The sequence below is a fragment of the Kitasatospora sp. NPDC053308 genome (assembly GCF_055585785.1).
Genome location: NZ_JBVJJY010000011.1, coordinates 59,284 through 83,938 on the forward strand (window position 1 = coordinate 59,284; position 24,655 = coordinate 83,938).

General features: G+C 73.9%; 23 protein-coding genes. 8 read left to right on the forward strand and 15 right to left on the reverse strand.

Going from position 1 to position 24,655, the window contains the following annotated elements:
* Position 1: 1 nt before the first annotated feature.
* The 4 genes from ACZ6Y7_RS23845 to ACZ6Y7_RS23860 all read right to left on the reverse strand — a co-directional run bounded on the left by ACZ6Y7_RS23845 (position 2) and on the right by ACZ6Y7_RS23860 (position 3,746).
* Positions 2-586 carry a hypothetical protein gene (locus ACZ6Y7_RS23845; RefSeq protein ID WP_465759952.1) on the reverse strand — a complete coding sequence of 195 codons (585 nt, stop codon included), beginning with the start codon at positions 584-586 and terminating at the stop codon, positions 2-4.
* A complete protein-coding gene (locus tag ACZ6Y7_RS23850) occupies positions 583-2,175 on the reverse strand; it encodes a WXG100-like domain-containing protein (RefSeq protein WP_465759953.1) in 1,593 nt (530 codons plus the stop codon). Before ACZ6Y7_RS23850 ends, ACZ6Y7_RS23845 begins: the two co-directional genes overlap by 4 nt.
* Positions 2,176-2,214: 39 nt before the next feature.
* Entirely contained in the window at positions 2,215-2,547 is a 333-nt protein-coding gene (locus tag ACZ6Y7_RS23855) for a WXG100 family type VII secretion target (protein WP_465759954.1), read from the reverse strand.
* A gap of 386 nt (positions 2,548-2,933) precedes the next feature.
* Positions 2,934-3,746 (reverse strand): AraC family transcriptional regulator, encoded by an 813-nt coding sequence (locus ACZ6Y7_RS23860; protein ID WP_465759955.1) that lies wholly within the window; start codon positions 3,744-3,746, stop codon positions 2,934-2,936.
* A 92-nt stretch (positions 3,747-3,838) separates the two neighbouring features.
* On the opposite strand from ACZ6Y7_RS23860, the gene ACZ6Y7_RS23865 reads away from it, so the two are divergent.
* From ACZ6Y7_RS23865 to ACZ6Y7_RS23875, 3 genes are all read left to right on the forward strand, one after another.
* Positions 3,839-4,507, forward strand: a complete 669-nt coding sequence (locus tag ACZ6Y7_RS23865) for an alpha/beta fold hydrolase (protein WP_465759956.1) — start codon at positions 3,839-3,841, stop codon at positions 4,505-4,507.
* 157 nt (positions 4,508-4,664) lie between these two features.
* The gene (locus ACZ6Y7_RS23870; RefSeq protein WP_465759957.1) at positions 4,665-5,774 is read left to right on the forward strand and encodes a hypothetical protein; all 1,110 of its coding nucleotides are present in this window, start codon (positions 4,665-4,667) and stop codon (positions 5,772-5,774) included.
* A 256-nt stretch (positions 5,775-6,030) separates the two neighbouring features.
* Positions 6,031-6,537, forward strand: a complete 507-nt coding sequence (locus tag ACZ6Y7_RS23875; RefSeq protein ID WP_402213539.1) for a GNAT family N-acetyltransferase — start codon at positions 6,031-6,033, stop codon at positions 6,535-6,537.
* Between the two features lie 125 nt (positions 6,538-6,662).
* Here ACZ6Y7_RS23875 and ACZ6Y7_RS23880 read toward each other — a convergent pair whose 3' ends face one another.
* The 3 genes from ACZ6Y7_RS23880 to ACZ6Y7_RS23890 all read right to left on the reverse strand — a co-directional run bounded on the left by ACZ6Y7_RS23880 (position 6,663) and on the right by ACZ6Y7_RS23890 (position 9,078).
* Positions 6,663-7,562: a Gfo/Idh/MocA family protein gene (locus tag ACZ6Y7_RS23880; RefSeq protein ID WP_465759958.1), complete on the reverse strand. Its 900-nt coding sequence runs from the start codon at positions 7,560-7,562 to the stop codon at positions 6,663-6,665.
* Positions 7,563-7,638: 76 nt separating this feature from the next.
* A complete protein-coding gene (locus ACZ6Y7_RS23885) occupies positions 7,639-8,310 on the reverse strand; it encodes an O-methyltransferase (RefSeq protein WP_465759959.1) in 672 nt (223 codons plus the stop codon).
* Between the two features lie 105 nt (positions 8,311-8,415).
* A complete protein-coding gene (locus ACZ6Y7_RS23890; RefSeq protein ID WP_465759960.1) occupies positions 8,416-9,078 on the reverse strand; it encodes a DedA family protein in 663 nt (220 codons plus the stop codon).
* 817 nt (positions 9,079-9,895) lie between these two features.
* Between ACZ6Y7_RS23890 and ACZ6Y7_RS23895 the strand changes: the two genes are divergently transcribed.
* Entirely contained in the window at positions 9,896-11,359 is a 1,464-nt protein-coding gene (locus tag ACZ6Y7_RS23895; RefSeq protein WP_465759961.1) for a hypothetical protein, read from the forward strand.
* 114 nt (positions 11,360-11,473) lie between these two features.
* On the opposite strand, the gene ACZ6Y7_RS23900 is transcribed toward ACZ6Y7_RS23895, so the two are convergent.
* The 5 genes from ACZ6Y7_RS23900 to ACZ6Y7_RS23920 all read right to left on the reverse strand — a co-directional run bounded on the left by ACZ6Y7_RS23900 (position 11,474) and on the right by ACZ6Y7_RS23920 (position 17,053).
* Positions 11,474-12,304: a class I SAM-dependent methyltransferase gene (locus tag ACZ6Y7_RS23900; RefSeq protein WP_465759962.1), complete on the reverse strand. Its 831-nt coding sequence runs from the start codon at positions 12,302-12,304 to the stop codon at positions 11,474-11,476.
* A gap of 240 nt (positions 12,305-12,544) precedes the next feature.
* A complete protein-coding gene (locus tag ACZ6Y7_RS23905) occupies positions 12,545-13,339 on the reverse strand; it encodes a spermidine synthase (RefSeq protein WP_465760109.1) in 795 nt (264 codons plus the stop codon).
* A 143-nt stretch (positions 13,340-13,482) separates the two neighbouring features.
* Positions 13,483-14,454, reverse strand: a complete 972-nt coding sequence (locus ACZ6Y7_RS23910) for an alpha/beta hydrolase (protein WP_465759963.1) — start codon at positions 14,452-14,454, stop codon at positions 13,483-13,485.
* 271 nt (positions 14,455-14,725) lie between these two features.
* Positions 14,726-16,012 carry a globin domain-containing protein gene (locus ACZ6Y7_RS23915; RefSeq protein WP_465759964.1) on the reverse strand — a complete coding sequence of 429 codons (1,287 nt, stop codon included), beginning with the start codon at positions 16,010-16,012 and terminating at the stop codon, positions 14,726-14,728.
* A 129-nt stretch (positions 16,013-16,141) separates the two neighbouring features.
* Entirely contained in the window at positions 16,142-17,053 is a 912-nt protein-coding gene (locus tag ACZ6Y7_RS23920) for a helix-turn-helix domain-containing protein (RefSeq protein WP_465759965.1), read from the reverse strand.
* A gap of 187 nt (positions 17,054-17,240) precedes the next feature.
* On the opposite strand from ACZ6Y7_RS23920, the gene ACZ6Y7_RS23925 reads away from it, so the two are divergent.
* On the forward strand, positions 17,241-18,353 hold the full coding sequence (locus ACZ6Y7_RS23925; protein WP_465759966.1) for an NAD(P)-dependent alcohol dehydrogenase: 1,113 nt from the start codon (positions 17,241-17,243) through the stop codon (positions 18,351-18,353).
* A 199-nt stretch (positions 18,354-18,552) separates the two neighbouring features.
* On the opposite strand, the gene ACZ6Y7_RS23930 is transcribed toward ACZ6Y7_RS23925, so the two are convergent.
* From ACZ6Y7_RS23930 to ACZ6Y7_RS23940, 3 genes are all read right to left on the reverse strand, one after another.
* Positions 18,553-18,915, reverse strand: coding sequence for a DUF6114 domain-containing protein (locus ACZ6Y7_RS23930; protein ID WP_465760110.1), 363 nt, complete (start codon positions 18,913-18,915; stop codon positions 18,553-18,555).
* A gap of 263 nt (positions 18,916-19,178) precedes the next feature.
* Positions 19,179-19,832 (reverse strand): DUF6230 family protein, encoded by a 654-nt coding sequence (locus ACZ6Y7_RS23935; protein ID WP_465759967.1) that lies wholly within the window; start codon positions 19,830-19,832, stop codon positions 19,179-19,181.
* A gap of 139 nt (positions 19,833-19,971) precedes the next feature.
* Positions 19,972-20,724, reverse strand: coding sequence for a TetR/AcrR family transcriptional regulator (locus tag ACZ6Y7_RS23940; protein WP_465759968.1), 753 nt, complete (start codon positions 20,722-20,724; stop codon positions 19,972-19,974).
* Positions 20,725-21,219: 495 nt separating this feature from the next.
* On the opposite strand from ACZ6Y7_RS23940, the gene ACZ6Y7_RS23945 reads away from it, so the two are divergent.
* The 3 genes from ACZ6Y7_RS23945 to ACZ6Y7_RS23955 all read left to right on the forward strand — a co-directional run bounded on the left by ACZ6Y7_RS23945 (position 21,220) and on the right by ACZ6Y7_RS23955 (position 24,491).
* Positions 21,220-21,888: a Tat pathway signal sequence domain protein gene (locus ACZ6Y7_RS23945; RefSeq protein ID WP_465759969.1), complete on the forward strand. Its 669-nt coding sequence runs from the start codon at positions 21,220-21,222 to the stop codon at positions 21,886-21,888.
* Positions 21,889-22,119: 231 nt separating this feature from the next.
* Entirely contained in the window at positions 22,120-23,013 is an 894-nt protein-coding gene (locus tag ACZ6Y7_RS23950; RefSeq protein ID WP_465759970.1) for an AAA family ATPase, read from the forward strand.
* A complete protein-coding gene (locus ACZ6Y7_RS23955) occupies positions 23,010-24,491 on the forward strand; it encodes a VWA domain-containing protein (protein WP_465759971.1) in 1,482 nt (493 codons plus the stop codon). The genes ACZ6Y7_RS23950 and ACZ6Y7_RS23955 overlap by 4 nt, the downstream gene beginning before the upstream one ends.
* The last annotated feature ends 164 nt before the right edge of the window (positions 24,492-24,655 follow it).

Genomic DNA, 24,655 nt, shown 5'->3' on the forward strand with positions numbered 1-24,655 from the left:
GTCAGCTCTTGTCGGTCGAGGAGTTGACGCGGGCGGCCAGGGCCCGGAATTCGGCCCACCTCCGCCCGTCGAGGGCATCGAGGGCATTGTCGTCGAGCTCGACAACTGGATCCGGGGAAAGGTGCGAGCGCCAGTTGCCGCGCTTGACCATCAGGACGCCAAAGTCGATGAAGCCGTTGGCGAAGGAAAAGGCCGCGCCGCCGCGTTCGAAGAGGCGAAGCAGGGGCTCGAAGGGGTCCGGCAACGGGCTGAGGCTCAGACCGGGAGCGTCGCGCAGCGAAGCCCACTGGACGGCCGCCGTCGAGGCTTCGACGGCGTACCACGAGTTGGAAGCGTCCTCCACGAACTCTTCGATGGCTGCGACCAGCGCCTGATCGGCCCGGATGCCCGGTGCCACGATCGCCGCGAGATCGAAGAACGGCCACTCGTCGGTGTCCCCGTACGCGTCGAGCCATAGTGCGGCCCGACGGAGGTACTCCTCCATGAGTGCCGCACGGGAGAAGGAGTTGTCGTGGGCTGACTTGTAATCCGCCCAGTCGATACCCTTAAGGCGCTCGACCATCGATTGCACCGCACTCTCGCTCACTTCAGGTCATATCCTCTCGCGCGAAGTTGGGATTTGATGGCATCGACCACAATATCAAGGTTCGAGAGGTCGGCGGCAACTGGGGTCGTGGGCACCTCAAGGCCGAAGATCTCCCAGTGGGCGAGCGATCCGTCTGCGGATATATCCCCCGGGTGAAAACTTTTCGGTGCGAGGCTGTGCGCACCGAAGTGCTCAGGGTGGGGAACCGGTTTATCGCCGTCCCAAGCGGCTGGATGACTGGAGAGATAAGGGAGACCGGCTTCGAAGAGTTTTGCCTCGACGTATTCATGGGCAATCGTTCCCCGGAGGGCGGGAATGCTTCCGGGCTTGATGAATCCGTTCACAGCGGCGTTCCACGGAGTGGAAATCTCTGCAACCGGCGAGAAGTGGACGTCCTTCAGAACATTGCCCTCGCCCGGCCCCACCTGTACGTCATGGCGGTTGATCATGAGATTTTCCTTGGCTACCTGAACGATTCGGGGATCGACACCGGTTTCCTTGGCGACCTCGATCACGTCGTCTGTCCTGGTGCGGTAGTCCTCGTAGCGTTCTACGGCTCGCCTGTCCGGCGCGTTCTCCGGCGGGGATGCGTAGCGGGAGCCAGAGTCTGAAATCCATGGCTCAGGAGGGGAACCCTTCGGCCCCTCCCAGCCATTCGCTTCAGCGCCGGTGAAGCCCGGGCGACGCTTCGGTGTCTTGCTTCCCGGTGCGGCCGCGCCGCCGACGGCGCCGACGATGAGATCCAGCGGCATGACCGGGCCGGTCTGGAAGGCGGCGTCGTAGCCGTAGGTGAGGCCCGCGCCGGTGACCATGCGACCGGGGAGGCTGTCGGCGGCGCCCGCGATCTTCGCCAGCCCGGCGAGGGCGACGGAGGCGCTCTCCGAACTCCTGGCCGCCGTCGCGACGACCCGGGCGCCCGCGCCGAAGCCGCCGGCGGCACCTCCCATGAGGCCGCCGGCCTTCTCGGCGTCGACGGCCTCCTTGAGGCTGTAACCGCCGTCGTCGAAGAACTCGACCCGGATGGGCTGGGCGACGGCGACGTCGACGACGATCGCCTCCACCGCGCCGAAGACGACGCCGGTGAGGACGGTGGCGGCGATCAGCGCGATGGTCTCCGAGACCGCGACACCGAGACCGGCGGCGGTCGCCACGATGCCGGCGGCGGCCGTGACGGCGACGCCCTCGGAGATCCCCGCGGTGAAGATGGCGAGGGCGGTGCCGGCGACCAGGGTCGCGCCGACGATCGCCGCCTCCTCCTCCAGCTTCTTGACCGCCTTGTCCACCTCGGCCGCGAAGTCCCGCAGCGCCTTGGCGAGGTTGCGGCAGGCCGCGGCGATGTCCGGCAGCCACCCCTTGCCCGGGCCGCCGTAGTACTGCCCCCAGAACCTGCCGAAGGCCTCGATCGCCGGGCCGTGGTTGTTCGCGACGATCGCGGCCGCGGCCTTGCTGGTGGGCGCGGTGACGTTGTCGACGGCGGTGGCCATCGCGTCCCACGCGTCCGCGGCCTTGCGGAGCTTGTCCGCGTCGGCGTCCGGCCACCACATCCCGGTGAGTTTCTGGACGGCCTTCGCCGCCGTGGACTCACCCACGCGTCGCCCCCGTCGCTCCCGTCACAACAGGGCCGCCGGTCACGTCGTCATGTCCTTCTGCACGTGGCCGTCGGCGCCGGTGTGGTTGTCGGCGTGGGCGTTCAGCCCCTCGCCGATGCTGGCGAGCCCCTTCACCAGGACGTCGAGTGCGGAGAGCACCTTGTCGTGCGGGCCGTTGTAGGCCTGGGCGAACTCGTTGCCCTGCTTGTCGCCGCCCCACGGGCTCCCGGCCTCGCCGAGACTCTTCTTCAGCGTCTCCAGCGCTTCCTTCAGCGCCTTGCTCTGGTTCTCGAACGTCGGCGCGGCCGCCTTCAGGTCGCCCGGCCGGATCTTGAACTCCGGCCCGCCGGCTTTCGCCCCGTCATCCCCCATGGCGCTTCCCCCGTGTGCTCGTCGTGCTGGTCGTCTCCGTCGAGAGACCGACCGGAGGCGGGACAGGGTTTCACTCCGGCCGCGTGATGTCGATCACGCGGCCCGGTAGGACGGCAGGTCAGAGCACGCCGGACTCGCCGGCGGCGGTGCTCCCGCCGCGACGGAGGACCGCCGGGCGTCGGCGGAGAGGGGAGCCGGACATCCTCCGGCGGCCGATCCCAGGGCGCCGAGGACACCCTCCGGCGGCCGATTTCAGGCCGCCGAGGATGCCGTGCCGTGAGCCGGTGACGGCCCGCTCTGCACTCGGTGCACCCCGTCCGTCGGTCGGGCCTTCGCCCGGCGCCGGGCCCCGCTGTTCACCGGCCACGGCTCCGCGCGCCTCCCGGCTACGGGCGGGTGGTGGCCTGATGGCCTGTCCGGTAGCGCCCCGGGGTCGTTCCGATGACGCTGGTGAACGCCGCGATGAAGCCGCTGGGATTGGCCCAGCCGCAGGCGTGGGCGGTCCGGGTGGTGTCGTGGCCGCCGGCCAGCAGGACGAGAGCGTGGTGGATGCGCAGCTGCGTGCGCCACTCGTAGAAGGTCATGCCGAGTTCGTCGCGGAACAGTCGGCTGAGGGTGCGGGCGCCGGCTCCGACGGTGCGGCCGAGTTCGGCCAGGGTGGCGTTCTCCGCCGGTGCCTCGTGCAGGATCCGCCCGACGGCCCGAAGGCGGTCGTCGCGCGGCTCCGGCAGGTGCAGGGGCTGTTCGGGTGCTTCGTGGAGTTCGTCGACGAGGACGCGCAGGAGACGGGAGCGCTGGGAGCGGCTGTAGCCGGACGCGGGGTCCTCGTAGTGGCGCGGGCCGGTCAGCGCGAGCAGGGCCTCGCGGGCGAGCCCGGAGGCCTGGAACACGGCCGGACGGCCGGGGAGCAGCCCGGCGAGTGAGGGCGGCAGGAAGACGATCCGCATGTCGGTGTCGCCGTGGGCGCGGTGGCGGTGCGTGGACTCGGCCGGGGTCCAGGCGACGCGGTTGGCGGGCACGATCGACGTGCCGCGCTCGGTCCGGACCGTCAGGACACCGGCGGCCGCGTAGACCAGGTGTCCGCGGGGGTGCGACTGCGCGGCGCTCTCCTCGCCCGAGAGCCGGAGGTGGCGCCCGCCGGACGGCCACACGTAGGACGCGGCGTCGGCGGACCGACGGGGTTGGCGGTGTACGGGCATCGGTTGGCAGCCTATCGGTGGCACGCCGCTCCGTGACCCGGTGAGACTTCCTTCGTGCCGAGCCGCATGGCGGGAGTCAGAAGGAGGAGACCATGACGACGTTCATCCTCGTCCCCGGGGCCTGGAAGGGCGCGTGGGCGTTCGAGGCGGTGGTTCCGCTGCTGGAGCGGGCCGGCCACACCGTTCACGCCCTGACCCTGACCGGCCTGCGGCCCGAGGACGACGAGGCGACGGTCGCGGCCGCCAACCTGGACACGCACGCCGAGGACGTGCTCCGGCTCCTCGACCGCCACCGCCTGACGGGCGCGACGCTCGTCGGACACAGTTACGCGGGCATGGTGATCGCCGCGGCGGCCGACCGCGCGGGTGGCCGCATCGCACGACTGGTGCACCTGGACGCGTACGTCCCGCGCGACGGCGAGTCCTGCTGGTCGGCGACGAACGACCACTTCCGGAGCGTGTTCGCCGACGGCGCCGCGGCCACGGGGTACGCCGTCCGGCCCCCGGGCGACCGCGATCCGCGACGCCGGCCGCATCCGCTCGCCTCGTTCCTGCAGACCGTCAGGCTCACCGGCGCGGTGGACCGCGTCCCCCGGCGGGAGTTCGTCTACTGCTCGGGCTGGGAGGACCGAACGCCCTTCTCCGGACTGCGCACCCGGCTGGAGGCCGACCCGGCGTGGCAGGTCCACGTACTCCCGACCGGCCACGACGCCATGCACGAGGCGCCGGAGGCGGTCGCCGCCCTGCTGACGGCCGGATGACCGCCCCGGGCCGGGTGTGATCATGGTCATACCCGGGGCCGCCACCCTCGACGGGACCCTCCCCGGCCCGCCCCCGGGCCGCCCCCTCGCCATCCCCCGGCTGCTCCCTCGCCGTCGTCTGGCCGCCGCAGCCCCGACCGACCGTCAGAATGGCGCCATGAGGTTGATCCACACCGTGCTCGGTGCGCTGCTGCTCCTGCTGGTCGTCGGCAGCATCCTGCGCACGCTGGTCGTCCCGCGCGGGCTCTACTCGTCCCTGGTGAACCGGCTCTGGGTGGTACTGCGGACGGTGCTGCGGCTCTCCGCCGCGCCGGTCGGCACCTACCGCGCGCAGGACCGGGCGCTCACCTGGCTGGCACCGCTGGTGCTGCTGGGCATGCTCACGGTGTGGCTCAGCGGGATGCTCCTCGCGTACACGCTGCTGTTGCACGGTACGTCGGAGTTCAGCTGGACGACCGCGATCCGCGAGGCCGGCTCCAGCCTGTTCACCCTGGGTTTCGCGAGCGGCGAGCGGCTGCAGCTGTCCGCGATCGACTTCATGGCGGCCGCCAGCGGCCCGCTGGTGATCGCCCTGCAGATCTCCTACCTGCCGACCCTCTACGCCGCCTACCAGCGCCGCGAGACCGAGGTGACGCTGCTGCAGTCCCGGGCCGGCGAGCCCGCCTGGGGGCCCGAGCTACTGGCCCGGCAGTCCCTGGTCGACACCGAGACCGCCCTCCCGCAGCTCTACCGGGACTGGGAGCGCCTGGCCGCCGACATCGGGGAGAGCCACTCCAACTACCCCGTGCTGCTGTCGTTCCGCTCCCCGCAGCCCAACCGCAGCTGGGTGGTCGGACTGATCGCCGTGATGGACGCCGCGGCGCTGCACCTGGCCCTGTGCCCGCGCACGGCCCCGGCCGAGGCCCGGCTGGTCCTGCGCGCCGGGTTCACCGCGATGCGCGACATCGCCCGCTCGCTGCGCATCCCCTTCGACCCGGACCCGGACCCGGACGTCCCGATCCGGCTGACCTACGCCGAGTACCTGGGCGCCGTCGCGATGGTCACGGCGGCCGGTTTCCCGCGCGAACGCCCGGTCGAGGACGCCTGGGCGCACTTCCACGGCTGGCGGGTCAACTACGAGGCCGTGGCGTACGAACTGGCCCGCCGCAGCGACGCCGTCCCCGCGCTGTGGACCGGTCCGCGCGACTTCCGCGCCCCCGTCATCCCGCCGGCCCGCCCCACCGACCGCCGCCCGAGTACCTCCCGGCCGCCCCTGCCGCCCGGCTGAGCCGGGGGCGGGGCGCGGGCGACGGTACAAACCCACCCCTGCCCGTTCGGCTCCGGTACACTCCATCGGAGTACGTGCCGTTCAGGAGCAGAGAAGCAGAGGGAGGTGAGGTTGATGACCGCGCGCACGGCCGCCGAGCGCAGCGTCCGGGTCTCCCTCACGTCCCGGGCCGCGGCCTGACCTCCTCCTGTCCCGCCCCGCCGGGAGCGTGAGCTCGCGGGGCCCGTACTTCTCGTGGAACGGATCCTCATCCACCATGCGCACCTGGACCACCCGCGCCGAGACCGGCGCCGACGTCCCGACCGTCCGCACCGTCAACACCGCCGCCTTCGGGTCACCGGCCGAGGCCGACCTGGTCGACGCGCTGCGCGTCGACCCCGCCTGGATCGACGGACTGTCCCTCGTCGCTACCGACGCGCACGACCGGCCCGTCGGCCACGCCCTGCTGACCCGCTGCCACATCGGCGACGTCCCCGCTCTGTGCCTCGCCCCGTGCGCCGTGCTCCCCGAGTACCAGCGCACCGGCGCCGGCTCCGCGGCCGTCCGCGCCGCCCTGGCCGCGGCGACGGAACTCGGCGAGCGCCACGTCGTCGTCCTGGGACACCCGGAGTACTACCCCCGGTTCGGCTTCACCCGGGCCTCCGCGTACGGCATCGGCCTCTCCGTCGAGGTCCCGGACGAGGCGCTGATGGCCCTCGCCCTGGACGCCGGGCACCCGTTGCCGGCCGGCACGGTCCGCTACGCGGCGCCGTTCGGCATCTGAAACGGCTGACGACGGGCGGGGCACCCGAGATGCCCCGCCCGCCGTCCCGAGCCCGGCCCGTCAGCCCCTCGAATCCTCGGAGACGTCGGAGACCTCAGAACCCCAGAGACCGACCCCCGGAGGCCTCAGACGTCCACCGGCCCGCCGACGGCGAGCGAGCGCTCGGCCCCGGCCAGGATCTCGACCACCCGGAGCCCGAAGTCCGCCCCGCACGGGTGCGGCTCGCCGGTCTCGGCTGCGGACCGCAGCGCGTCCAGTGCCCGGTGCAGCGCGGCGAGCGGTCCCTCGCCGCGCTCCGGCAGCCGGGCCACCCCGTGCTCGCCGCGCAGCTCCATGCCCGTCCCGCCGGCCGCGACCGGCGCGGTCAGGCTGAGCGCGAGCGTGCTGGACGCGCCGCCGGCGTGCCGCAGCACCAGGTGCACGGTGTCCAGCGGGCCGGACACCGCCGTCACCTGCGTCACGTCGCCCAGCACCGGCAGCAGCAGGGACACCGCGTGCGGGCCGACGTCCCAGAGCGAGCCCTTCTCCTCGCGCCACGGCGAGGCCGCGTACGGGCTGGCGCTGCCCGGCGCGAACACCGAGCCGAGCCAGTCGGAACGGCCGGTGAACCAGCCGCCCTTCGCCGCCTGCTCCTCGATCCACGGGATCTGCGGGCCGCCGAACCGCACCGTGAAGAACACCACCGAGGCGAGCTTGTGCGCGCGCACCGCCTCCGCCACCGCCCGGGCGTCCGGCACGGTCAGCGCGACCGGCTTGTCCAGCAGCAGGTGGCAGCCGGCCTCGGCGGCCCGTACGGCGAGGCCGGGCTGCACGGACGGCGGCAGCGCGATGGAGACCGCGTCCACGTCGGCCAGCAGCCGGTCGAGGTCCGCGTACCCGGGCACGCCGTGCGCCGCGCCCAGCGCCTCGGCGGCCTCCGGGCGGCGGCCCCAGACGCCGGTGAACTCCAGCCCGGGGTGCTCCGCCAGGACGGGCGCGTGCACCCGCTCCGCCCAGGGTCCGGTGCCCAGCAGTCCGATCCGCACGTTCTCTCCGCTCCTTCTTTCCGTACTCGCCGCACGCGTTCGTCCGTGCGCGCCGCACGCGACGCGCAACGGAGGCTCAGCCCTGGACGCGGGCCAGCGTGAAGCCGTCGTAGCCCTTGCTGCCGACCGTCTGCACCGAGGTCGCGGTGACCTTCGGCTCGGCCGAGATCAGCTCGTGCAGGGCCCGGGTTCCCACCACCGCCGGGTCGGTGCTGTCCGCGTCCGCGACGGCGCCGCCGCGCACCACGTTGTCGACGATGATCAGCGAGCCCGGCCGGGTCAGCTGGAGCGCGCGGCGGAAGTACTCGGGGTTGCTCGGCTTGTCCGCGTCGATGAACACCAGGTCGAAGGGCTCCACGCCCTGCTCCACCAGCTCGGACAGGATGTCCGCGCCCCGGCCCACCCGCACCTCGGCGACCTTCTCCAGGCCTGCGGCGGCCAGGTTGGCCCGGGCGACCTCGGCGTGCCGGGGGTCGATCTCCAGGGTGATCAGGGTGCCGTCCGGGGGCAGCGCCCGGGCCAGCCAGATCGCGCTGTAGCCGCCGAGCGTGCCGACCTCCAGGATCCGCTTCGCGCCCTGGGTCAGCGCCAGCAGGTGCAGCAGCTTGCCCTGGTTGGGGGCCACCGCGATCTTGGGCAGCCCGGCCGCGTCGGCGGCGGCCTCCGCGCCCTCCAGCACCGGATCGTGTCCGACGAGCTGCTCGGAGAAGTACGCGTCCACGGCGTCCCAGGTCGGCTGCAACGTCATCGGGCCCTCCAGAGTGCAAGATCGGCAGGTACTCCGCCGATGCTACTCCGAGGGCCCGATGGCTCCGGGACGACCGCCGACCACCCGGCCGTCACCCGCGTTCCGTCACTCCGCGACGCCCGCCCTGGCCGCGGCCGCCGCGGCCGCCTCCTCCGCCTCGATCCTGGCGTGCGTCTTCGCGGCCCGGCGCTTCATGATCCAGGCCGACAGGCCGCCGATCACGAGCGCCGCGGCCAGGCCGGCCCAGGAGAACCGCGCCAGCCACGGTTCGATGCTCTTGCCCACCTTGTAGACCAGCAGCGTCGTGCCGCCGGCCCAGACCACACCGCCCAGCACGTTGGCGATCAGGAACTTCCAGTACGGCATCTTCAGCGCGCCCGCCAGCGGACCGGCGAAGATGCGCAGCAGCGCGATGAAGCGGCCGAAGAAGACCGCCCACATGCCCCACTTCTGGAACGAGCGCTCCGCGGTGGCCAGGTGCGAGGGGCCGAAGTGCTTGGGGAACTTGCGTCCCAGCTTCTCGAAGAGCGGCTTGCCCCCCTTGCGGCCGATCGAGTAGCCGATCGAGTCGCCGATGATCGCACCGGCGATCGCGACGCCCGCCACGCCCCAGGGGCTCACCACGCCCTTGACCGACATCAGGGCCGCCGTGACCAGGGCGATCTCGCCGGGCAGCGGGATGCCCAGCGACTCGATCCCGATGATCAGACCGACCACGGCGTACACCGCGGTCGGTGGAATGCCCTCGATCCAGGCGTCGATGTGCAAGGCCAGTACCTCCGTGGCAGGTCGGGACCGGCCGCGCTCCCGTGGAGGCGCACGCCCGTCCCGGCGGTTGTCCGATGGCGGCACGACGCCGCGCCCCCTCCGAGGCAGCGTAACGTGCCGGGCGGCCTGTCCCCCCGGCCATCACCGGTGGGTACGACGTGCGACCGGACACCATGGTTCCAGGCCGGGCGGCATTTCTTCAAGATTCGGCAAAGTGCCCCTGACCTCGGACGGAACCGGCCTTCCGGCCCGGTCGGCGGGTCGGAGGCCGGGAGACCGGCGACGGCGTCGAACGGCGCGGCGCCGTCGCCGGTCTCCCGGCCGCCGTCCCCGCCGGATCCCGACCCGGGGCCACGGCGTTCGGCGTGCGGTACCCGTCCGCCGCCTGGCTGATCACCGCCCACCGCGTGTGACGGGCACCGTCCGGCGGACGCCGCGACGTCCCACCGGGTGCGACGGCCGTGGGCCACGTCCTCGGCGAGCTCGGCGTCGGCCGCACCGCACCGCACCGCACCGCACCGCACCGCACCGAAACCGTCGGCCCCGTCCACGCCGGCCCGCCCGCTCCCGCCCGTGATGTGAGACGCCGTTGCGAGACGGAGCGTCAACACCGCACCATGGCGCCCATGGATCGCCACGCCCACCTGAGCCGTCGACTCGACGTCGACCTGGCCCGTGCGTGCTCCGCGATCTGTCACCGCATCCGGTAAGTGCGGTGGCCCGCCCGGCCGTTGCCGGGTTCCCGACTCCCTCCCCGGTCGCGGGGGCGGGCGGTGCGCACCGCTGTCCGCCCTCCCTCCGACCACGGGACACCTCCATGCGCCTCACACCGCTCCTGCGCGCCGCCGCCCTCTCAGCAGCCGCCCTGCTGGCCCTCGCCGCCCCCGCCCAGGCCTCGACCGCGCCCGGGGCCGGAGCCGCGCCCGCGTACGGTCCGCTGCCGCCGCACAATCCGTACGCGGGCCCGGACGGCACGGCCACCATGCATGGCGACACCGGCTCCTCCGACGCCACGGCGCTGCCCGGCCCCGGCCCCGGCGAACTCACCTCGCACCGCACCGCGCTGGCCTCCGCCTGCCCCACCATCCTGGCCGGCTCGGACGGCTACCTCGTCACGCTCTGCACCACGATCTTCGGCCAGGTCCCGACGGTCCACCTGCTCGATCCCGCGACCGGCGACTCCCTCGCCGAACTCCCGCTCACCAAGGGAACCTTGCTCGGCGGCGTCTACGCCTACCTGGACCACCACGACCGGCTGGTCGTCATCGACGGCACCCGCACCCTGCTGCGGATCGCCCACCGGCGTACGGCCGCGGGCGACTGGCAGCTGTCCGTCGACAGCTCGCTCCCGCTCGCCGCGGCCATACCCGACGGCGACGGCTCGGTCGGCATCTCCCCGGACTGGCAGGGCCGGGTGTGGTTCGCCACCGCCGGCGGCGTGGTGGGCACGGCCGACGACCGGACCGGGACGGTCCGCAGCCTCGCCCTCCCGCCGGGCGAGAAGATCGCCAACTCGATCTCCACCGCGCCCGGCGGCACCGCGGTGGCCACCACCCATGCCCTCTACCTCCTCACCGCCGACCCCGACGGCACCCCGCGCACCGTGTGGCGCCAGGCCTACGACCGGGGCCCGGGCCGCAAGCCCGGCCAGCTCAGCTGGGGCACCGGCTCGACCCCGGTGTTCTTCGGCCCGCGCACCGGCACCGACTACCTCGCCATCGTCGACAACGCCGCGCCCACCGCGGACCTGCTGGTCTACCGGGCCGACAGCGGCGAGCGCGTCTGCTCCGTCCCCGTGCTCAAGGCCGGCGGCAGCGGCAGCGAGAACGCGCCGATCGGCGCGGGCAACGCCGTGTTCATCGCCGGAACGTACGGCTACCCGTACCCGAAGCTGCCCGCGGACGCCGGACCGAGCGTCCCGGCGAATGCCGGCGGCTTCCGAGGCGGGCTCTCCCGGGTGGACGTCCGCCCCGACGGCTCGGGCTGCGACCTCGCGTGGGACATCCGGGCACGCTCCTCCGCGGTGCCCTTCCTCTCCACCGCCGACGGGCTGATCCACACCGTGCTGCGCGAGCCGCTCCTCCCCGGCACCGGCGCCACCACCCTGCTCGACCCGTACGACTACGCCGAGATCGACCCCGGGACCGGCGCGATCGTCCGTACCCACCGGCTGGGCATCGGCGCCCTCTACGACACCCTGCAGATGGCCGGCACCATCGCTCCGGGCGGGGTGGTGTTCCAGGGCACGGTGACCGGCGTCGTCCGGGTCGCCGCCGGGTAGGCCCTCCCCGGCCCACCCGCCTGACGCCGCCGGGCCGACACGCCGCACCGTCCGTCATGACGGCCCCTGCTGAAGGGCCGTCGCGGCCGTGGCCGCGCCCGGCGGCTACGCCGGCTACGGCCGGTCGGCGAAGTCCAGGACGGTGACGGAGGGGTGGCGGGCGGCCAGGGGCGGCACGGCCAGTGCGAAGGGCAGCAGGGAGCCGAGGAGGCCGCGTCCACCGGTCGGGGTGACCTCCCGGACCGCCGTCACCACCGGGCTCGCGGTGCGGAGCTTGTCCCGCTCGTCCGCGTCCATCGCCCACGGCATCGGGGGCACCCGGTAGTCGTGGGCACGCATCCTCCCGCTCACCGTGAGACGGCTGAACCAGCGCGGCACGGCGTCCAGCACCAGCGAGCCTCCCGGGAAGCGCTCCGCGCAGCCCGCGATCAGGGACTTCACCCGCGCCGGCGGCAGGTACATCAACAGCCCCTGGGCAGTGACCAGCACCGGGCGGTCGCGGTCCACCTCTTCTGCCCATCCGAGTCCGGTGGCGTCGGCGGCGAGGTAGCGCTGGCGCGGGCCCGGCGGCAGCAGCTTCTCGCGCAGCGCCACCATCTCCGGCAGGTCCACGCTCAGCCACTGGGCCCGCCCGTTGTCGACCCGCCAGTACTGGGTCTCCAGGCCGTCGCCCAGGCAGACCACGGTGCCGCGCGGCTCCCGGGCGAGGAAGTCCGCGACCTCGCGGTCGAAGCAGGCCACGCGCAGGGCCTGGAGCTGGGCCTGGAGGGCGCTGCTGCCGAAGCGCCGGGCGAACGGGAAGTCGATCCGCTCCACCAGTTCGACGGCCTCGGGGTCGTGGAGCACGGTGTCCGGCCGCCGGGCCTCCAGGGCCCGGTGCCACAGCGTCCACAGCGCCGTCTCCGGCACCGCCTCCAGCTCGGGCCGCTCCGCGCCGCCAGTCATCGCTCGCTCCTTCGACATGCCGCGCACCGGTACGGCGCTCGGTCAGGGACCCGCCGATTCTCACACCCGGGCCGTACCGCCCGATCCGCCGACGCGCCGTTCGGGCCTACCGACGCACCGTCGGGACGGCCGCACCGTCGGGACGGCCGCACCGTCGGGACGGCCGCACCGTCGGGAGGGCCGCACCGGAGGTCGGCCGGACCGACGTCCGGTGCGGCGGACGCGCCGGCCGTCGGCCGCTCAGCCGACGCTGAAGGCGCCGTCCGGCGGGGGCGGGGAGTCGGTGGCATCGGCGTCCGCCACCGGAGCGGTCCGGCCCACCAGGGCGGCCAGGTACTCCCCCGCCACCAGCCGGGCCGGGAAGATGTCGCCCGCGAACAGCCGGGCCAACTCCGCCTCCGGCAGCGGCGCCGTCGAGCCGGCCAGCAGCACGTTGCCGTACCTGCGGCCGCGCAGCACCGAGGCCTCCGCCACCAGGCAGACGTACGGGAACACCGCCCGCACCGTCGCCGCCTGGGCCCTGGCGAAGGCAAGCGGCGGGCCGTCCGCCAGGTTCGCCGCGTAGCAGCCGCCCTCGCGCAGCGCGGCGGCGGCCAGCCGCAGGAACTCCACCGACGTGAGGTGCGCCGGGGTACGGGACCCGCGGAACACGTCCGCGATCACCAGGTCCTGCGAGCCCGCCGGGACCTCCGCCAGCGCCGCCCGGGCGTCGCCGACCGTCGCGGACACGTCCGCGCCGGGGCAGCGCCAGGGCAGGTGCTCCTCGACCAGCGCCAGCAGCGGCCCGTCCACCTCCACCACCCGCTGCCGCGAACCGGGCCGGGTGGCGGCCAGGTAGCGCGGCAGGGTCAGCGCGCCGCCGCCCAGGTGCAGCACGTCCAGCGGCTGCCCGGCGGGGGCGAGCGCGTCGGCGAGGTGGCCGAGCCGCCGGGTGTACTCGAACTCCAGATGGGTCGGATCGGCGAGGTCGACGTACGACTGCGGGGTGCCGTCCAGGGTGAGCAGCCAGCCGCCGTCCCGGTCGATGTCGGGCATCAGCTTGGCGAAGCCGAGGTCGGTCCGCCGCCCGACCGGGACGGGGTCGTCGTGCTCGTCGTACGCGTCCGGGCCGCCGTGCTCGTGGCACGCGTCCCGGCCGTCCTGCTCGTCGTACGCGTCCCGGCCGTCCTGCGCGGAGGTCACGCGCGCTCTCCGGCGGGCTCCACGCCCAGGTGGGCGGTCAGCCAGCGGTCCAGCTCGGTGAACACCTGGGCCCGGGCCGCCTCACCGGACAGCACCAGGTCGTGCATGCCGCCCTCGATCCGCACGATCGTGACGTGCCTGCCCAGCTTCGGCCCCTGCGCGGCGATGTCGTCGGCGCGCAGCACGGCGTCGGCGTGGTGCAGCGCGGCCTGCCACGTGGTGGTGGCGATGGACCGGGTGGAGGCCATCAGCAGCACCGGCACGTCGATGCCCAGGCCGTGCCGCAGCCGCCGGTGCCCCTGGTGGATCGCCGACAGCCAGCCCGCGAACAGCGGGAAGCCCTCGGCGGGCTTGAGCGTGAGGTCGAAGTCCCACTCGCCCTTGTGGTCCTTGTGCAGGCTGTGCGTGTAGTGCGGGTTCAGCGAGGAGGGCAGCACGCGTGTCGGGGCCAGCCGCCCGATCGCCGTCACGGCCGGCCCGCCGACGGCCCGCACGGCCGGCGAGGTCGGCATCGACAGGAACGGCGAGTTGAGGAACAGCCCGTCCACCAGCCCGCGCCCCGCCCGGCGCCCGGCCCACAGCGCGGCCACCAGACCCCCGGTGGAGTGCCCGTTCAGCAGCAGCTGCCGGTGCCCGTCCACCTCCCGGATAACGCGCACGGCCTCGTCGATCTCCTCGTCGTACTCGGCGAGGCTCCGGACGAAGTTCGGCGACTGGTGCGGGCGCAGCGAACGGCCGTACTTGCGCAGGTCGAGCGCGTAGAAGGAGAACCCCAGCGCGGTGTAGTGGTCGGCGAGGTTGGTCTGGAAGAAGTAGTCGTTGTACCCGTGGATGTACAGGACCGCCCGCTGCGCCCCGGGCACCGGCCGCCGCACCAGGGTCGCGCACACCGGCCCCTCGGCGTCCGGCCGGAGCTCCAGCTCCGTCGCCTCGTAGGGGGCACCCAGGATGTCTTCCCGAAACTCCATCGCCGCCGCACCGATCCTTCGCTCCGCCTGCCGGTGTGGCAGGTGACCACCCGTTCCGGCCCACGACGATACCGGCCGGTAGGGTCGGGCCGCTCGGTGGCCGGTCACTCCCCCGGGACGCCGTGCCGGGGCCCTGGCCGTGACTACCGCCCTCGCCCTGACCCTGACCCGGGCTCGGACTCGGACTCGGGTCCGCCTCGGCGCCCGCAGCGCGCCAGCGGACGAGCGGGCGACGGCTGACGACCGACAGCTGACGGCTGACGGCTGACGGCTAGCGTGGCAGCGCCTGGTCGTGGCGCAGCCGGGCCGGGGGCAGCCCGGCCGCCACGAGTCGGCGCCGGACGGAGGCGACCATGCCCACCGGCCCGCTGACGCAGGCCAGGTGCTCGCGCCAGTCGCCCGCCGACGCGACGGCGTCGGCGAGGCGGCCGGAGGTCACCGGGGTGATGCTCAACCAGGACTTGCGCAGGCCGAGTTCGGCGAGCGCCTGCCAGTCGTAGAGGTCTGCGCGGTCCCGGGCGCCGACGAACAGGTGGACCCGGCGGCCGGGCGGCCGGTGGGCGGCCTGCTGTTCGACGATCGCCTTCATCGGGGCGAGGCCGGTGCCGCCCGCGACCAGCAGCAGGTCGCGGGCGTCGCCCTCGGGCAGCAGGCTGCCGCGCGGCGGGCCGAGGCGCAGCCGGTCGCCGACGCCGGTGTGGTCGACCAGCGCGGCGCTGACACCGCCGGGGCCGGTGCGCCGGACGTGGAACTCCACGGCGTTGTCGGCGCGCGGGGCGCAGCCCATCGAGTACTGCCGCCAGGTGTGCGGCAGCGCGGGGTGCTCGACGGTGCCGTACTGTCCGGCGCGGTAGGGGTACGGTTCGCCGGTGCGCACCCGCAGCACCGCGAGGTCGGGGCGGCGGCGTTCGTGGCCGGTCACCACGGCGTGCCAGTACGGCGGTTCGGTGAGCGCGGAGTCGGCGCCGGCGACCATGGCGCCGACGGCGAAGCGCAGCATCCGCACCCAGGCGGCTTCCAGTTCACCGGTCCAGTCCCGGCCGGCCCGCTGCCGCAGGACCGCGCACAGGGCTTCCTCGAAGGCCTCATAGTGGACCGGCCGTACGCCCAGTTTCCGGTGGTCACGCCCGAGTTGACGGAAAGTCTGCTCCAGCTCGGCGGGGTGGTGGAGGTGGTCGACGAGGTGGCGGACGATCCGTTCCAGGTGGGCCCGCTGGAACTCCATCGAGGCGGGGAACAGCGGGCGCAGGTACGGGCGTCGCCGGAACATGACGGCGTAGAGGTGGTCGATCAGCTCGGCGAGCGGGGCGTCCAGGTCGAGGTCGCGCCGGATCAGCCGCTGGTCGGCGGCACCGTCGTAGCCACCGGAGCGGCCGTGGCCGCCGTGGTCGCCGTGGTCGCGGCACCCGGGGTCGCCGGCCGAGGAGGGCGGGGCGAGGAGGGTGCGGCGCAGGCGCATCGCGTGGTGGCGGGCGATCAGCCGGTCGTACTCGGCGGTGGTGGTGGCGGTAGCGGGGGCGGCGGTGCCCTCGGCGGGGTGGCTGCTGCTGTGGTCCATGTCCCGTCCAGTCAACTGCCCGCCACCGAGGGCGAGAAGGGCCGATCGCCCCGGGCGGACCCGGGACCATCGACCCCGTGCCGAGTGCCGTGCCGTGCCGAGTGCCGTGCCGTGCCGGCGGATGGGCCGCTACCGGGCCTGCTCGGCCTCCTCGGCGCCGGACGTCCGCTCGGCGCTCCGCCCGACCGTGCCCTCCTGGCGCTCGGTGGCCGCCCAACTCGCCAGCAGACGCAGCGACTCGGCCGAGGGCGAGCCCGGCTCGGCGTGGTAGGTGACCAGCACCTGGTCGGCGTCCCCGGCCGGGCGCAGGGTCTCGTACTGCAGACTGAGGTCGCCGACCACCGCGTGGTGCAGGTGCTTGGTGCCGTGGCCCTTGTCCTGGATGTTGTGGGTGGCCCACAGTCGGCGGAAGTCCTCGCTCTTGACGGAGAGTTCGCCGATCAGCGAGGCCAGCCGGGGGTCGTCCGGGTCGCGTCCGGCGTCCAGCCGCAGCATGCCGACCAGGTCGTTGGCCTTGCCCTCCCAGTCCTGGTAGAGCTCGCGCGCGGCCGGGTCCAGGAAGACCTGCCAGGCCATGTTGCGCTGCTCGGGCTGCATCGCGTCGAAGTCGCCGAGCAGGGTGGTGCCGAGCCGGTTCCAGGCGATGATGTCGAGGCGCCGCCCGAGCACGTACGCGGGCACGCCCTCCATGGCGTCCAGCAGCTGCTGCAGTTCGGGCCGCACCCGCTGCACGCGGGCGGCGGCCCGGCCGGAGCGGCGGCGGGCGGGCTTGGTGAGCCGGCCGAGGTGCTCGCGCTCGGCGGCGCTGAGCCGCAGCACCCGGGCGATGGCGTCGAGCACGGCGGCGGAGACGTTCTCGCCGTGGCCCTGTTCGAGCCGGGTGTAGTAGGCGGTGCTCACTCCGGCGAGCTGGGCCAGCTCCTCGCGGCGCAGCCCGGGCACCCGACGCCGGGTGGTGGTGTCCCGCAGGCCCACGTCCTCGGGCCGCAGCCGGGCGCGGCGGGATCGGAGGAACTCGCTGAGTTCGGTGCGCTGGTCCATGTCTGCAGTATGCGGGCGACCGAGAGCTCTGCCGCGGCCGAGGGTGACACTGCCGTGCGTACCTTCCCCGGTGGTACGCACGGTGGTGGTACGCCCGGCGCGCGTACGTCCCCCACGCCTACGCAGGGGGTTCGTACGAAGACCTTTGGCCTGGCTGGCCCGGTCGGGCCGCCGCAGCCTTGAGGACATGACGAACGACACGCACGACAGCACGGCGACGACGACCACCACCGCGACCACCCCCGCAAGCACCACCCGCACCGTCGCCGCCTACGCGGCGCAGCGGCCCGACGCCCCGCTGGCGAAGACCACCGTCGTCCGCCGGGCCGTGGGCGAGCACGACATCCTGATCGACATCCGCTACTCCGGCATCTGCCACTCCGACCTCCACCAGGTCGGCGAGGACTGGGGCACCGGGATCTTCCCGATGGTCCCGGGCCATGAGATCGCCGGCGTGGTCAGTGAGGTCGGCCCCGGCGTGACCCGCTGGAAGGTCGGCGACCGGGTCGGCGTCGGCTGCTTCGTCGACTCCTGCCGCACGTGCGACAACTGCCGCGCCGGCCTCCAGCAGTACTGCACCGGCGAGGGCGGCGTCGTCTTCACCTACAACAGCACGGGCAAGGACGGCCTGCCGACGTACGGCGGCTACTCGGCGGAGCTGGTGGTGGACGAGGCGTACGCGCTGCGCATCCCCGACAACCTGCCGCTGGACGCCGCCGCGCCGCTGCTGTGCGCGGGCATCACGCTGTACTCGCCGCTCGCGCACTGGGGCGCCGGCCCGGGCAAGAAGGTGGCGATCGTGGGCCTCGGCGGGCTCGGCCACATGGGCGTGAAGTTCGCCCACGCGATGGGCGCGGAGGTCACGGTGCTGAGCCAGTCGCTGCGCAAGCGCGAGGACGGGCTGAAGCTCGGCGCCGACCACTTCCGGGCCACTGCCGACCCGGCGACGTTCACCGAGCTGGCGGGCAGCTTCGACCTGATCGTCAACACCGTCTCCGCCGGTCTGGACCTGAGCGCCTACCTGGGCCTGCTGCGCACCGACGGCACGCTGGTGCAGGTCGGCGCGCCGGAGAAGCCGGTCTCGGTCAACGCCCACGCCCTGCTCCTCGGACGCCGCTCGCTGGCCGGCTCGATGATCGGCGGACTGCCGGCCACCCAGGAGATGCTGGACTTCTGCGGCGAGCACGGGATCACCGCCGAGATCGAGCTCATCCGGGCCGACCGGATCAACGAGGCCTACCGGCGCGTCCTGGAGGGCGACGTCCGCTTCCGCTTCGTGATCGACGCCTCGACGATCTGATCCCGCGGCCGCTCGACCCGTGGCCTCCGCTGCCAGGGCGGCCACCGCTGCCCCCGCTGCCACGGTCGTCACCGCGGCGGCCAGGGCCACGGCCGCCACCGCGGCGACCCACAGGAAGGCGACCCGCGGGAAGGCGACCCGCGGGAAGGTGCCCCGCGTCCCGGTGCTCTCCCATCACCTGGGCGCGGGGCACCCGCGTTCAGGCCGAGGCGGTCTTGGCCGCCCGGCGTTCCTCTCGGCGGTCCAGCCGGCGCTGCCTGCCGCGGCGCAGCGGCTGGTCGGGCAGCCAGCCGAAGGTGAGGCAGGAGCCCACCACGCCGAGCAGCATCCCGATCAGGAAGCCGCCCAGGTTGGAGGTGACCCAGGTGGCCAGCGAGGCCAGCACGGCGAGGAGGGAGTAGAACAGCCGCTGCGCCGGGTTGAACAGGATCAGCAGGCCGCACAGGACCATCACCGCCGGGACCAGGTATCCGGCCAGCCCCTGCATCCCGATGTGCAGGACGACGGGCAGCGGGGCCCGCAGGGTGAACAGGATCTCGGCGCCGCCGAGCAGCACCAGCAGCCCGCCCCAGAACGGTCGCCCGCCCCGCCAGTCGCGCCTCGCCGGGCCCGTGGTGGGTACGGCGGCGGCTCCGGCCGTGGTGGCGGCTGAGGCGGCGGCGGCCGGTTCGGCGGCGGCCGGGGCCGCGGTGCCGGGCGCGGCGGCCGTCCCCTCGGCCGCCACCCCCTCGGCCCGTGGCCCGACCCCAGCCTCGGCCCGTGCCCCGACTCCAAGCTCGGCGCCCTGGCCGGTCCCGGTCGGCTCCGGTACGGACTCCGTCACGGTCAGCAGCCCTGGGAGCTGAAGCTCAGCCGCAGGTTGGGCAGTTTGAACCCGACGGCGGTGCTCGCGTAGTTGTGCTGCTTCAGCTGGTTGATCTGGACGGTGTCGGCCTGCTGGCCGAAGACGCCCGGGTTGCCCTTGCCGACCGGGCCGGCCTTGGTGAAGGTGCTGGCGTCGCCGCCGATCTCGATGTTGGTGAACTCCGCGTCGCCGGAGAGCAGATCGGAGTCGGTGGTGAGGTTGCTGGCGGAGACGGGGGTGCCGCCGTCGCCCGCGTGGATCACCAGGTTGATGCCGCCGAGGTCGACGCTCTGGCACAGGTTGGTGATCTGCGCGGTCTTGATCGCCGACACCGCGACCAGTACCTGGCCGCCGGTGGAGCCCGCGTTGGGGCTGTCCGGGATCATCGAGTCCAGCGCGCCGAACTGCGCGAAGCCCTGGCCGTCGAGCTTGTCGGCGGTGATGGTGAACGGCATTCCGGAGATGGAGAACTGGGCGGCGAGCACGCCCTGCGCGGTGAGCGCCATCAGGACGCCCCCGGCCGCGATGGCGGGCACGGCCATCAGGGCGGTGCGCTTCAGCCGTACCCGGCCTCTTCTCGGCCCGACCGGCTGCGGGGTCTCGGCCGCGGCGGCGGCGTCCTCGGACATGGCCATGTGTGCTCCCTGTGGGTGGATGGGGTGTGCAGGCACTGGCACGTTGCCCTGGCGCGGACAGCGTTCCGCGGCCCGACCGGGCCGTCCGCCCCTCGGCAGCGGGGCGGATCCGATCGGTACGCGGTGGGTAACTGGGAAGCTACTGCCCGGTATTGGCCGGGTCAATACGGGTGCACGAAGGATCTTCACCGGTCCCGAACCCGAGCCGCTCCGCGGCCTCCACCGGGCCGAGGAAGGGCGCCAGGCAGAACATGCTCAACACCGGGAGCAGATCCGGCAGTCGATCCGTCCGACCGGAGGCTATCCGGCGGTAGAGCGCGCTGTAGACGCCGCCCACCACGGCGTCCACCATCTCCTCCACCCCTACCCCGCAAGGCAGTTGGGGAACGTCGGCGAAGAACGCCCGGAACCTGGTGAGGAGTTGCTCCCGCTCACGCCGTCCTTCCGGGCCGACCGCCTCGATCTCGATCACCGCCATGGTGGCGAACGCCGGTGTACCGGCCAGCAGTTGGAGCATCGCACCGAGCGAGCGCCGGATTCCGTGGCACCAGTCGGACTCGGCCGCGAAGGCTGCCGCCATCCGCCGGAGCACCACACCGGTGCCGTACCGGTGGGCGGCCAGGAAGGCGTCCTCCTTGCCGCTGAACAGCTCGTAGAAGACCGGCCTGGTCACACCCGCCGCGCGGCAGATGTCGCTCACCGTGGCGTGCTGGTAGCCGCGTTCGGCGACGGTCCGGACCAGCCCGTCCAGCAGCCGCTCGCGCTGGGTCGCGGCGACCACCCCGGCGGGCTGCCGGCGCGGGCCGGGCTTGATCGACCTGGCGGGGTCGCGGCCGGCCCGCGCTCCCGGCAGCAGGACCACGTCGGCACTCCGGAGGTAGTTCCGATCCATCACCAACTCCTGTGTCCTGTATTGACATTGACGTAACACCGGGTTTACAACACTGACAGGTTTCCAACCGGTGGGCGAGCAGGCCCCCACCGGTCGACCTCCAGGGGCTCCCACGGTCCGGACGAACCTCCCGGACCACGGGGCCACGGGACCACGGCGGGCGCAGGCCCGCGGCGGTGGCAGCCGCCGACGTCCACCCCCACAGCACCGAACGTCCGCGCCGGGCCGGCGCCGTGCCGCCGGGCCATGCCGCTGTGTCGCTGTGTCGCTTCGAAGGTCCCTCGAAAGTCCGTCGAAAGCCCCCTCGAAGGACCTGCGGAGTCCGCCGTACCGCCGAACCGCCGCACGCACGAGCGGGCCCGTGGCGCCGGGCCCGTCCGCACCAAGGCCCCGCCGGAGCCCCCGGTACGCCATGCACCTCCCCCGTCGTGCACACCACCACACCCGCACGCCGGGATCCCCCCACCCGTCCCCGGGACGGAGAGAGGTACCCTCATGCGCATTCGCCGCACCCTCGCCACCGCCGCCCTCAGCGCACTCGCGCTCACCGGCGCGGCCGTGGCACCCGCCGAGGCCGCCAGCGCCGTCCTCACCACCGGCAGCCCGTCCGGCCCGGCCGTCGCCGTCGGCGACGTGCTGACCGCCAACCTGGCCTCCGGCAGCTTTGCGACCTTCTACAACAGCGCCACCGGGACGAGCGGCATCAAGTGCGCCGCCTCCTCCTTCTCGGCGACCGTGACCGCCAACCCGGCCGCCCCGGGCAGCGCCGTCGAGCAGCTCAACACCCAGACCTTCGGCTCCTGCACCTCCAACGTCCTCGGCGTCACGGGCGTCAAGAGCATCACCGTCACCAACCTGCCGTACACCAACACGGTCAGCGACGCCCCCGGCAACCCGGTCAAGCTCACCCCCGGCGCGGCCGGCCCGATGGGCACCACCGTCGTGCTCAGCACCATCCTGGGCAGCGTCAGCTGCAACTACCAGAACGCCACCGGGATCAACGGCACCACCTCGAACACCGGCAACACCATCGGCTTCTCGGCGCAGCCGTTCAGCCTGGTGTCCGGCCCGGGCCTGTGCTTCACCACCGGCTACTTCAGCGCCACCTACGGCCCGGTCACCGACACCTCCGTGGCCGGCAGCCCGGTCCTGTTCGTCAACTGACCCCGCGCACCGACGCACCACCGCGGCGTACGGCCCCGGGCCGTACGCCGCTCCTCCGTGCCCGGTGCGCCGGCACCTCGACGCCCCCGCCCCGGCACCCGTGCCCCACACCCCGGCACCCCACACCCCCGGCGCCCCCGCGCCCCGGCGCGAGCACGCCGGAGACACCGAAGTGACCGGCCGGTAGGGTGGCGCCGCACGGAGACGGCGAGCCGGAACGGAGCTGGGCGCATGAACGGCAACGACAGTGACAACGGGACGAAGGGCACGGGCTTCTTCACCTCCGTGACGGACGCCGCCGAACAGCTCGCCGCCACCGGCTACCTCGCCTCCACCGCCGTCGCCACCACCGTCTTCCTCGCCGACCGCCTCGGCAAGCCGCTGCTGGTCGAAGGCCCCGCCGGGGTAGGCAAGACCGAGCTCGCCAAGGCCGTGGCCGCCGTCGGGCGGGCCCGGCTGGTGCGGCTGCAGTGCTACGAGGGCATCGACGAGGCCCGCGCGCTGTACGAGTGGAACCACGCCAAGCAGTTGCTGCGGATCACCGCCGGCCGCGACGAGGGCTGGGAGGAGGCCCGCGGCGACATCTTCGGCGAGGAGTTCCTGCTCACCCGCCCGCTGCTGACCGCCATCCGCGGCGAGGAGCCCACGGTGCTGCTCATCGACGAGATGGACAAGGCCGACGTCGAGGTGGAGGCCCTGCTGCTGGAGGTGCTCAGCGACTTCCAGGTGACCGTCCCCGAGCTCGGCACCATCACCGCGAGCCGCCGCCCGTTCGTCCTGCTCACCTCCAACGCCACCCGGGAGCTCTCGGAGGCGCTGCGCCGACGCTGCCTGTTCCTCCACCTCGACTACCCGGACGCCGCGCTGGAGCGCCGGATCGTCCGCCTCAAGGTGCCGGGGCTGGACGACACCCTGGCCGAGTCGCTGGTCCGGATCGTCGGTGCCCTGCGCGCGATGGAGCTGCGCAAGGCGCCGTCCGTCGCGGAGACCATCGACTGGGCGCGCACCCTGCTCGCCCTCGGCGCGGACACCCTCGACGAGGCGGCCGTCCGGGACACCCTCGGGGTCATCCTCAAGCACCAGGACGACATCCGGAGGGCCGCCCAGAAGCTCACCCCCGCATGACCGCCGAACCGCAGCCGAACGAGCCCGCCGCCGGCAACCCCCGCACCACCGACCCCGCCGCCCGCCTCACCGGCCTGGTCCGCGCACTGCGCGGCCACGGCCTGCGGATCGGCCCCGCCGAGACCGTCGACGCGGCCGCCGTCCTGGACGTGCTCGGCTTCACCGACCGCGAGCGGATGCGGGCCGGCCTGGCCGCGGCCCTGCTCCGCTCCGAGGGCCAACGGGCGGTCTTCGACGCCACCTTCGACCTGTTCTTCCCGCTCGGCGTCGGCACCCCCGAGGCCGTCCGCGCCGATCCGCCGGCCGTCCCCGACGACCCCGAGCCACCGCGCTACGGCCGCCCCGACCCGCTCCGCGACGACCTGCGCGCACGCCTCGCCGCCGCCCTCGCGGCCGACGACCGCGCCGCCCAGGCCCGGCTCGCCGGTGAGGTCGTGGAGGCCTTCGGCCGGTACGGCGCGCCGGGCACGTCCGGCGCCCCCGGCAACCCCGGTTCGGACGGCTGGTCCGCCCGGCAGGCGCTCGGCCGGCTCAACCCCGAGACGCTGCTCGCCCGGATCCTGGCCGCGCTGCGCGACCGACCGGGCGCGGGCCAGGCCGACCTCTCCGACCTGGTCCTCGCCGACGAGGTCCGCCGCCGGATCCGCGGCTTCCGCGCTCTGGTCACCACCGAGGCCCGCCGCCGGGTCGCCGAGCTGCGCGGCCCCGAGCGGATCGCCGAACGCGCCGTCGCCCCCAGCGCCGACCGGATCGACTTCCTCTACGCCGGCCGCGACGAGCTCGCCGAACTGCGCCGCACCGTCCACCCCTTGGCCCGCAAGCTGGCCACCCGCCTGGCCGCCCGACGCCGCCGCGCCGCCCGCGGCCACATCGACCTGCGCCGCACCCTGCGCCGCTCGCTCACCACCGGCGGCGTGCCGCTGCGCCCCGCCCACCGGCTGCGCCGCCCGGCCCGGCCGGAACTGGTGCTGCTCTGCGACGTCTCCGGCTCGGTCGCGGGCTTCGCCGACTTCACCATGCTGCTGGTCCAGGCGATGAGCGAACAGTTCGGCAAGGTCCGGGTGTTCGCCTTCGTCAACCGCACCGCCGAGGTCACCGGCCTGCTCCGCAACGGCGACGACCCGGCCCGGCTGGCCGCCCGGATCCTCAGCCAGGCCGAGGTGACGGGCTACCACGGCAACAGCGACTACGGCTCCGCGCTCGGCGACTTCGCCGAGCACCACCTGGACGCCGTCGGCCCGCGCGCCTGCGTGCTGATCCTCGGCGACGCCCGCACCAACCACCGCGACCCCAACCTCGACGCCCTGCGCCGGATCGCCGCCCGCGCCCGCCGGGTCATCTGGCTCAACCCCGAGCAGCCCGCCCTCTGGCCCACCGGCGACTCCGCCGCCCACGCCTACGCGGCCGTCGTCGAGATGCATCCCTGCCGCAACGCCCGCCGCCTCGGCGAACTCATCACCCGCCTCCTGCCGGTGTGACCGGCCGGGCCCGGCGGATTCCCGGTCGAGCCGCGCCCACGGTCGACCGGTGCCGGGTACGCGGCGCGGGGGGGGGGGGGGGAAGGGGGGGGGCGGGGGGGGGGGGGTGTTGCGCTGGGGGGGGGTGGGGAGGGGGGTGGGGTTTGGCGCATGGAGAGAAGGGG

What these genes read in the sequence shown, in the direction of transcription:
- ACZ6Y7_RS23935 (WP_465759967.1), bottom strand. Translation starts at nt 19,832, where the DNA reads ATGGCCATGTCCGAGGACGCCGCCGCCGCGGCCGAGACCCCGCAGCCG.
- ACZ6Y7_RS23940 (WP_465759968.1), bottom strand. Translation starts at nt 20,724, where the DNA reads ATGGATCGGAACTACCTCCGGAGTGCCGACGTGGTCCTGCTGCCGGGA.
- ACZ6Y7_RS23900 (WP_465759962.1), bottom strand. Translation starts at nt 12,304, where the DNA reads ATGACTGGCGGCGCGGAGCGGCCCGAGCTGGAGGCGGTGCCGGAGACG.
- ACZ6Y7_RS23860 (WP_465759955.1), bottom strand. Translation starts at nt 3,746, where the DNA reads ATGCCCGTACACCGCCAACCCCGTCGGTCCGCCGACGCCGCGTCCTAC.
- ACZ6Y7_RS23885 (WP_465759959.1), bottom strand. Translation starts at nt 8,310, where the DNA reads ATGACGTTGCAGCCGACCTGGGACGCCGTGGACGCGTACTTCTCCGAG.
- ACZ6Y7_RS23855 (WP_465759954.1), bottom strand. Translation starts at nt 2,547, where the DNA reads ATGGGGGATGACGGGGCGAAAGCCGGCGGGCCGGAGTTCAAGATCCGG.
- ACZ6Y7_RS23950 (WP_465759970.1), top strand. Translation starts at nt 22,120, where the DNA reads ATGAACGGCAACGACAGTGACAACGGGACGAAGGGCACGGGCTTCTTC.
- ACZ6Y7_RS23865 (WP_465759956.1), top strand. Translation starts at nt 3,839, where the DNA reads ATGACGACGTTCATCCTCGTCCCCGGGGCCTGGAAGGGCGCGTGGGCG.
- ACZ6Y7_RS23910 (WP_465759963.1), bottom strand. Translation starts at nt 14,454, where the DNA reads ATGGAGTTTCGGGAAGACATCCTGGGTGCCCCCTACGAGGCGACGGAG.
- ACZ6Y7_RS23925 (WP_465759966.1), top strand. Translation starts at nt 17,241, where the DNA reads ATGACGAACGACACGCACGACAGCACGGCGACGACGACCACCACCGCG.
- ACZ6Y7_RS23870 (WP_465759957.1), top strand. Translation starts at nt 4,665, where the DNA reads ATGAGGTTGATCCACACCGTGCTCGGTGCGCTGCTGCTCCTGCTGGTC.
- ACZ6Y7_RS23905 (WP_465760109.1), bottom strand. Translation starts at nt 13,339, where the DNA reads ATGCCCGACATCGACCGGGACGGCGGCTGGCTGCTCACCCTGGACGGC.
- ACZ6Y7_RS23920 (WP_465759965.1), bottom strand. Translation starts at nt 17,053, where the DNA reads ATGGACCAGCGCACCGAACTCAGCGAGTTCCTCCGATCCCGCCGCGCC.
- ACZ6Y7_RS23915 (WP_465759964.1), bottom strand. Translation starts at nt 16,012, where the DNA reads ATGGACCACAGCAGCAGCCACCCCGCCGAGGGCACCGCCGCCCCCGCT.
- ACZ6Y7_RS23895 (WP_465759961.1), top strand. Translation starts at nt 9,896, where the DNA reads ATGCGCCTCACACCGCTCCTGCGCGCCGCCGCCCTCTCAGCAGCCGCC.
- ACZ6Y7_RS23875 (WP_402213539.1), top strand. Translation starts at nt 6,031, where the DNA reads ATGCGCACCTGGACCACCCGCGCCGAGACCGGCGCCGACGTCCCGACC.
- ACZ6Y7_RS23945 (WP_465759969.1), top strand. Translation starts at nt 21,220, where the DNA reads ATGCGCATTCGCCGCACCCTCGCCACCGCCGCCCTCAGCGCACTCGCG.
- ACZ6Y7_RS23955 (WP_465759971.1), top strand. Translation starts at nt 23,010, where the DNA reads ATGACCGCCGAACCGCAGCCGAACGAGCCCGCCGCCGGCAACCCCCGC.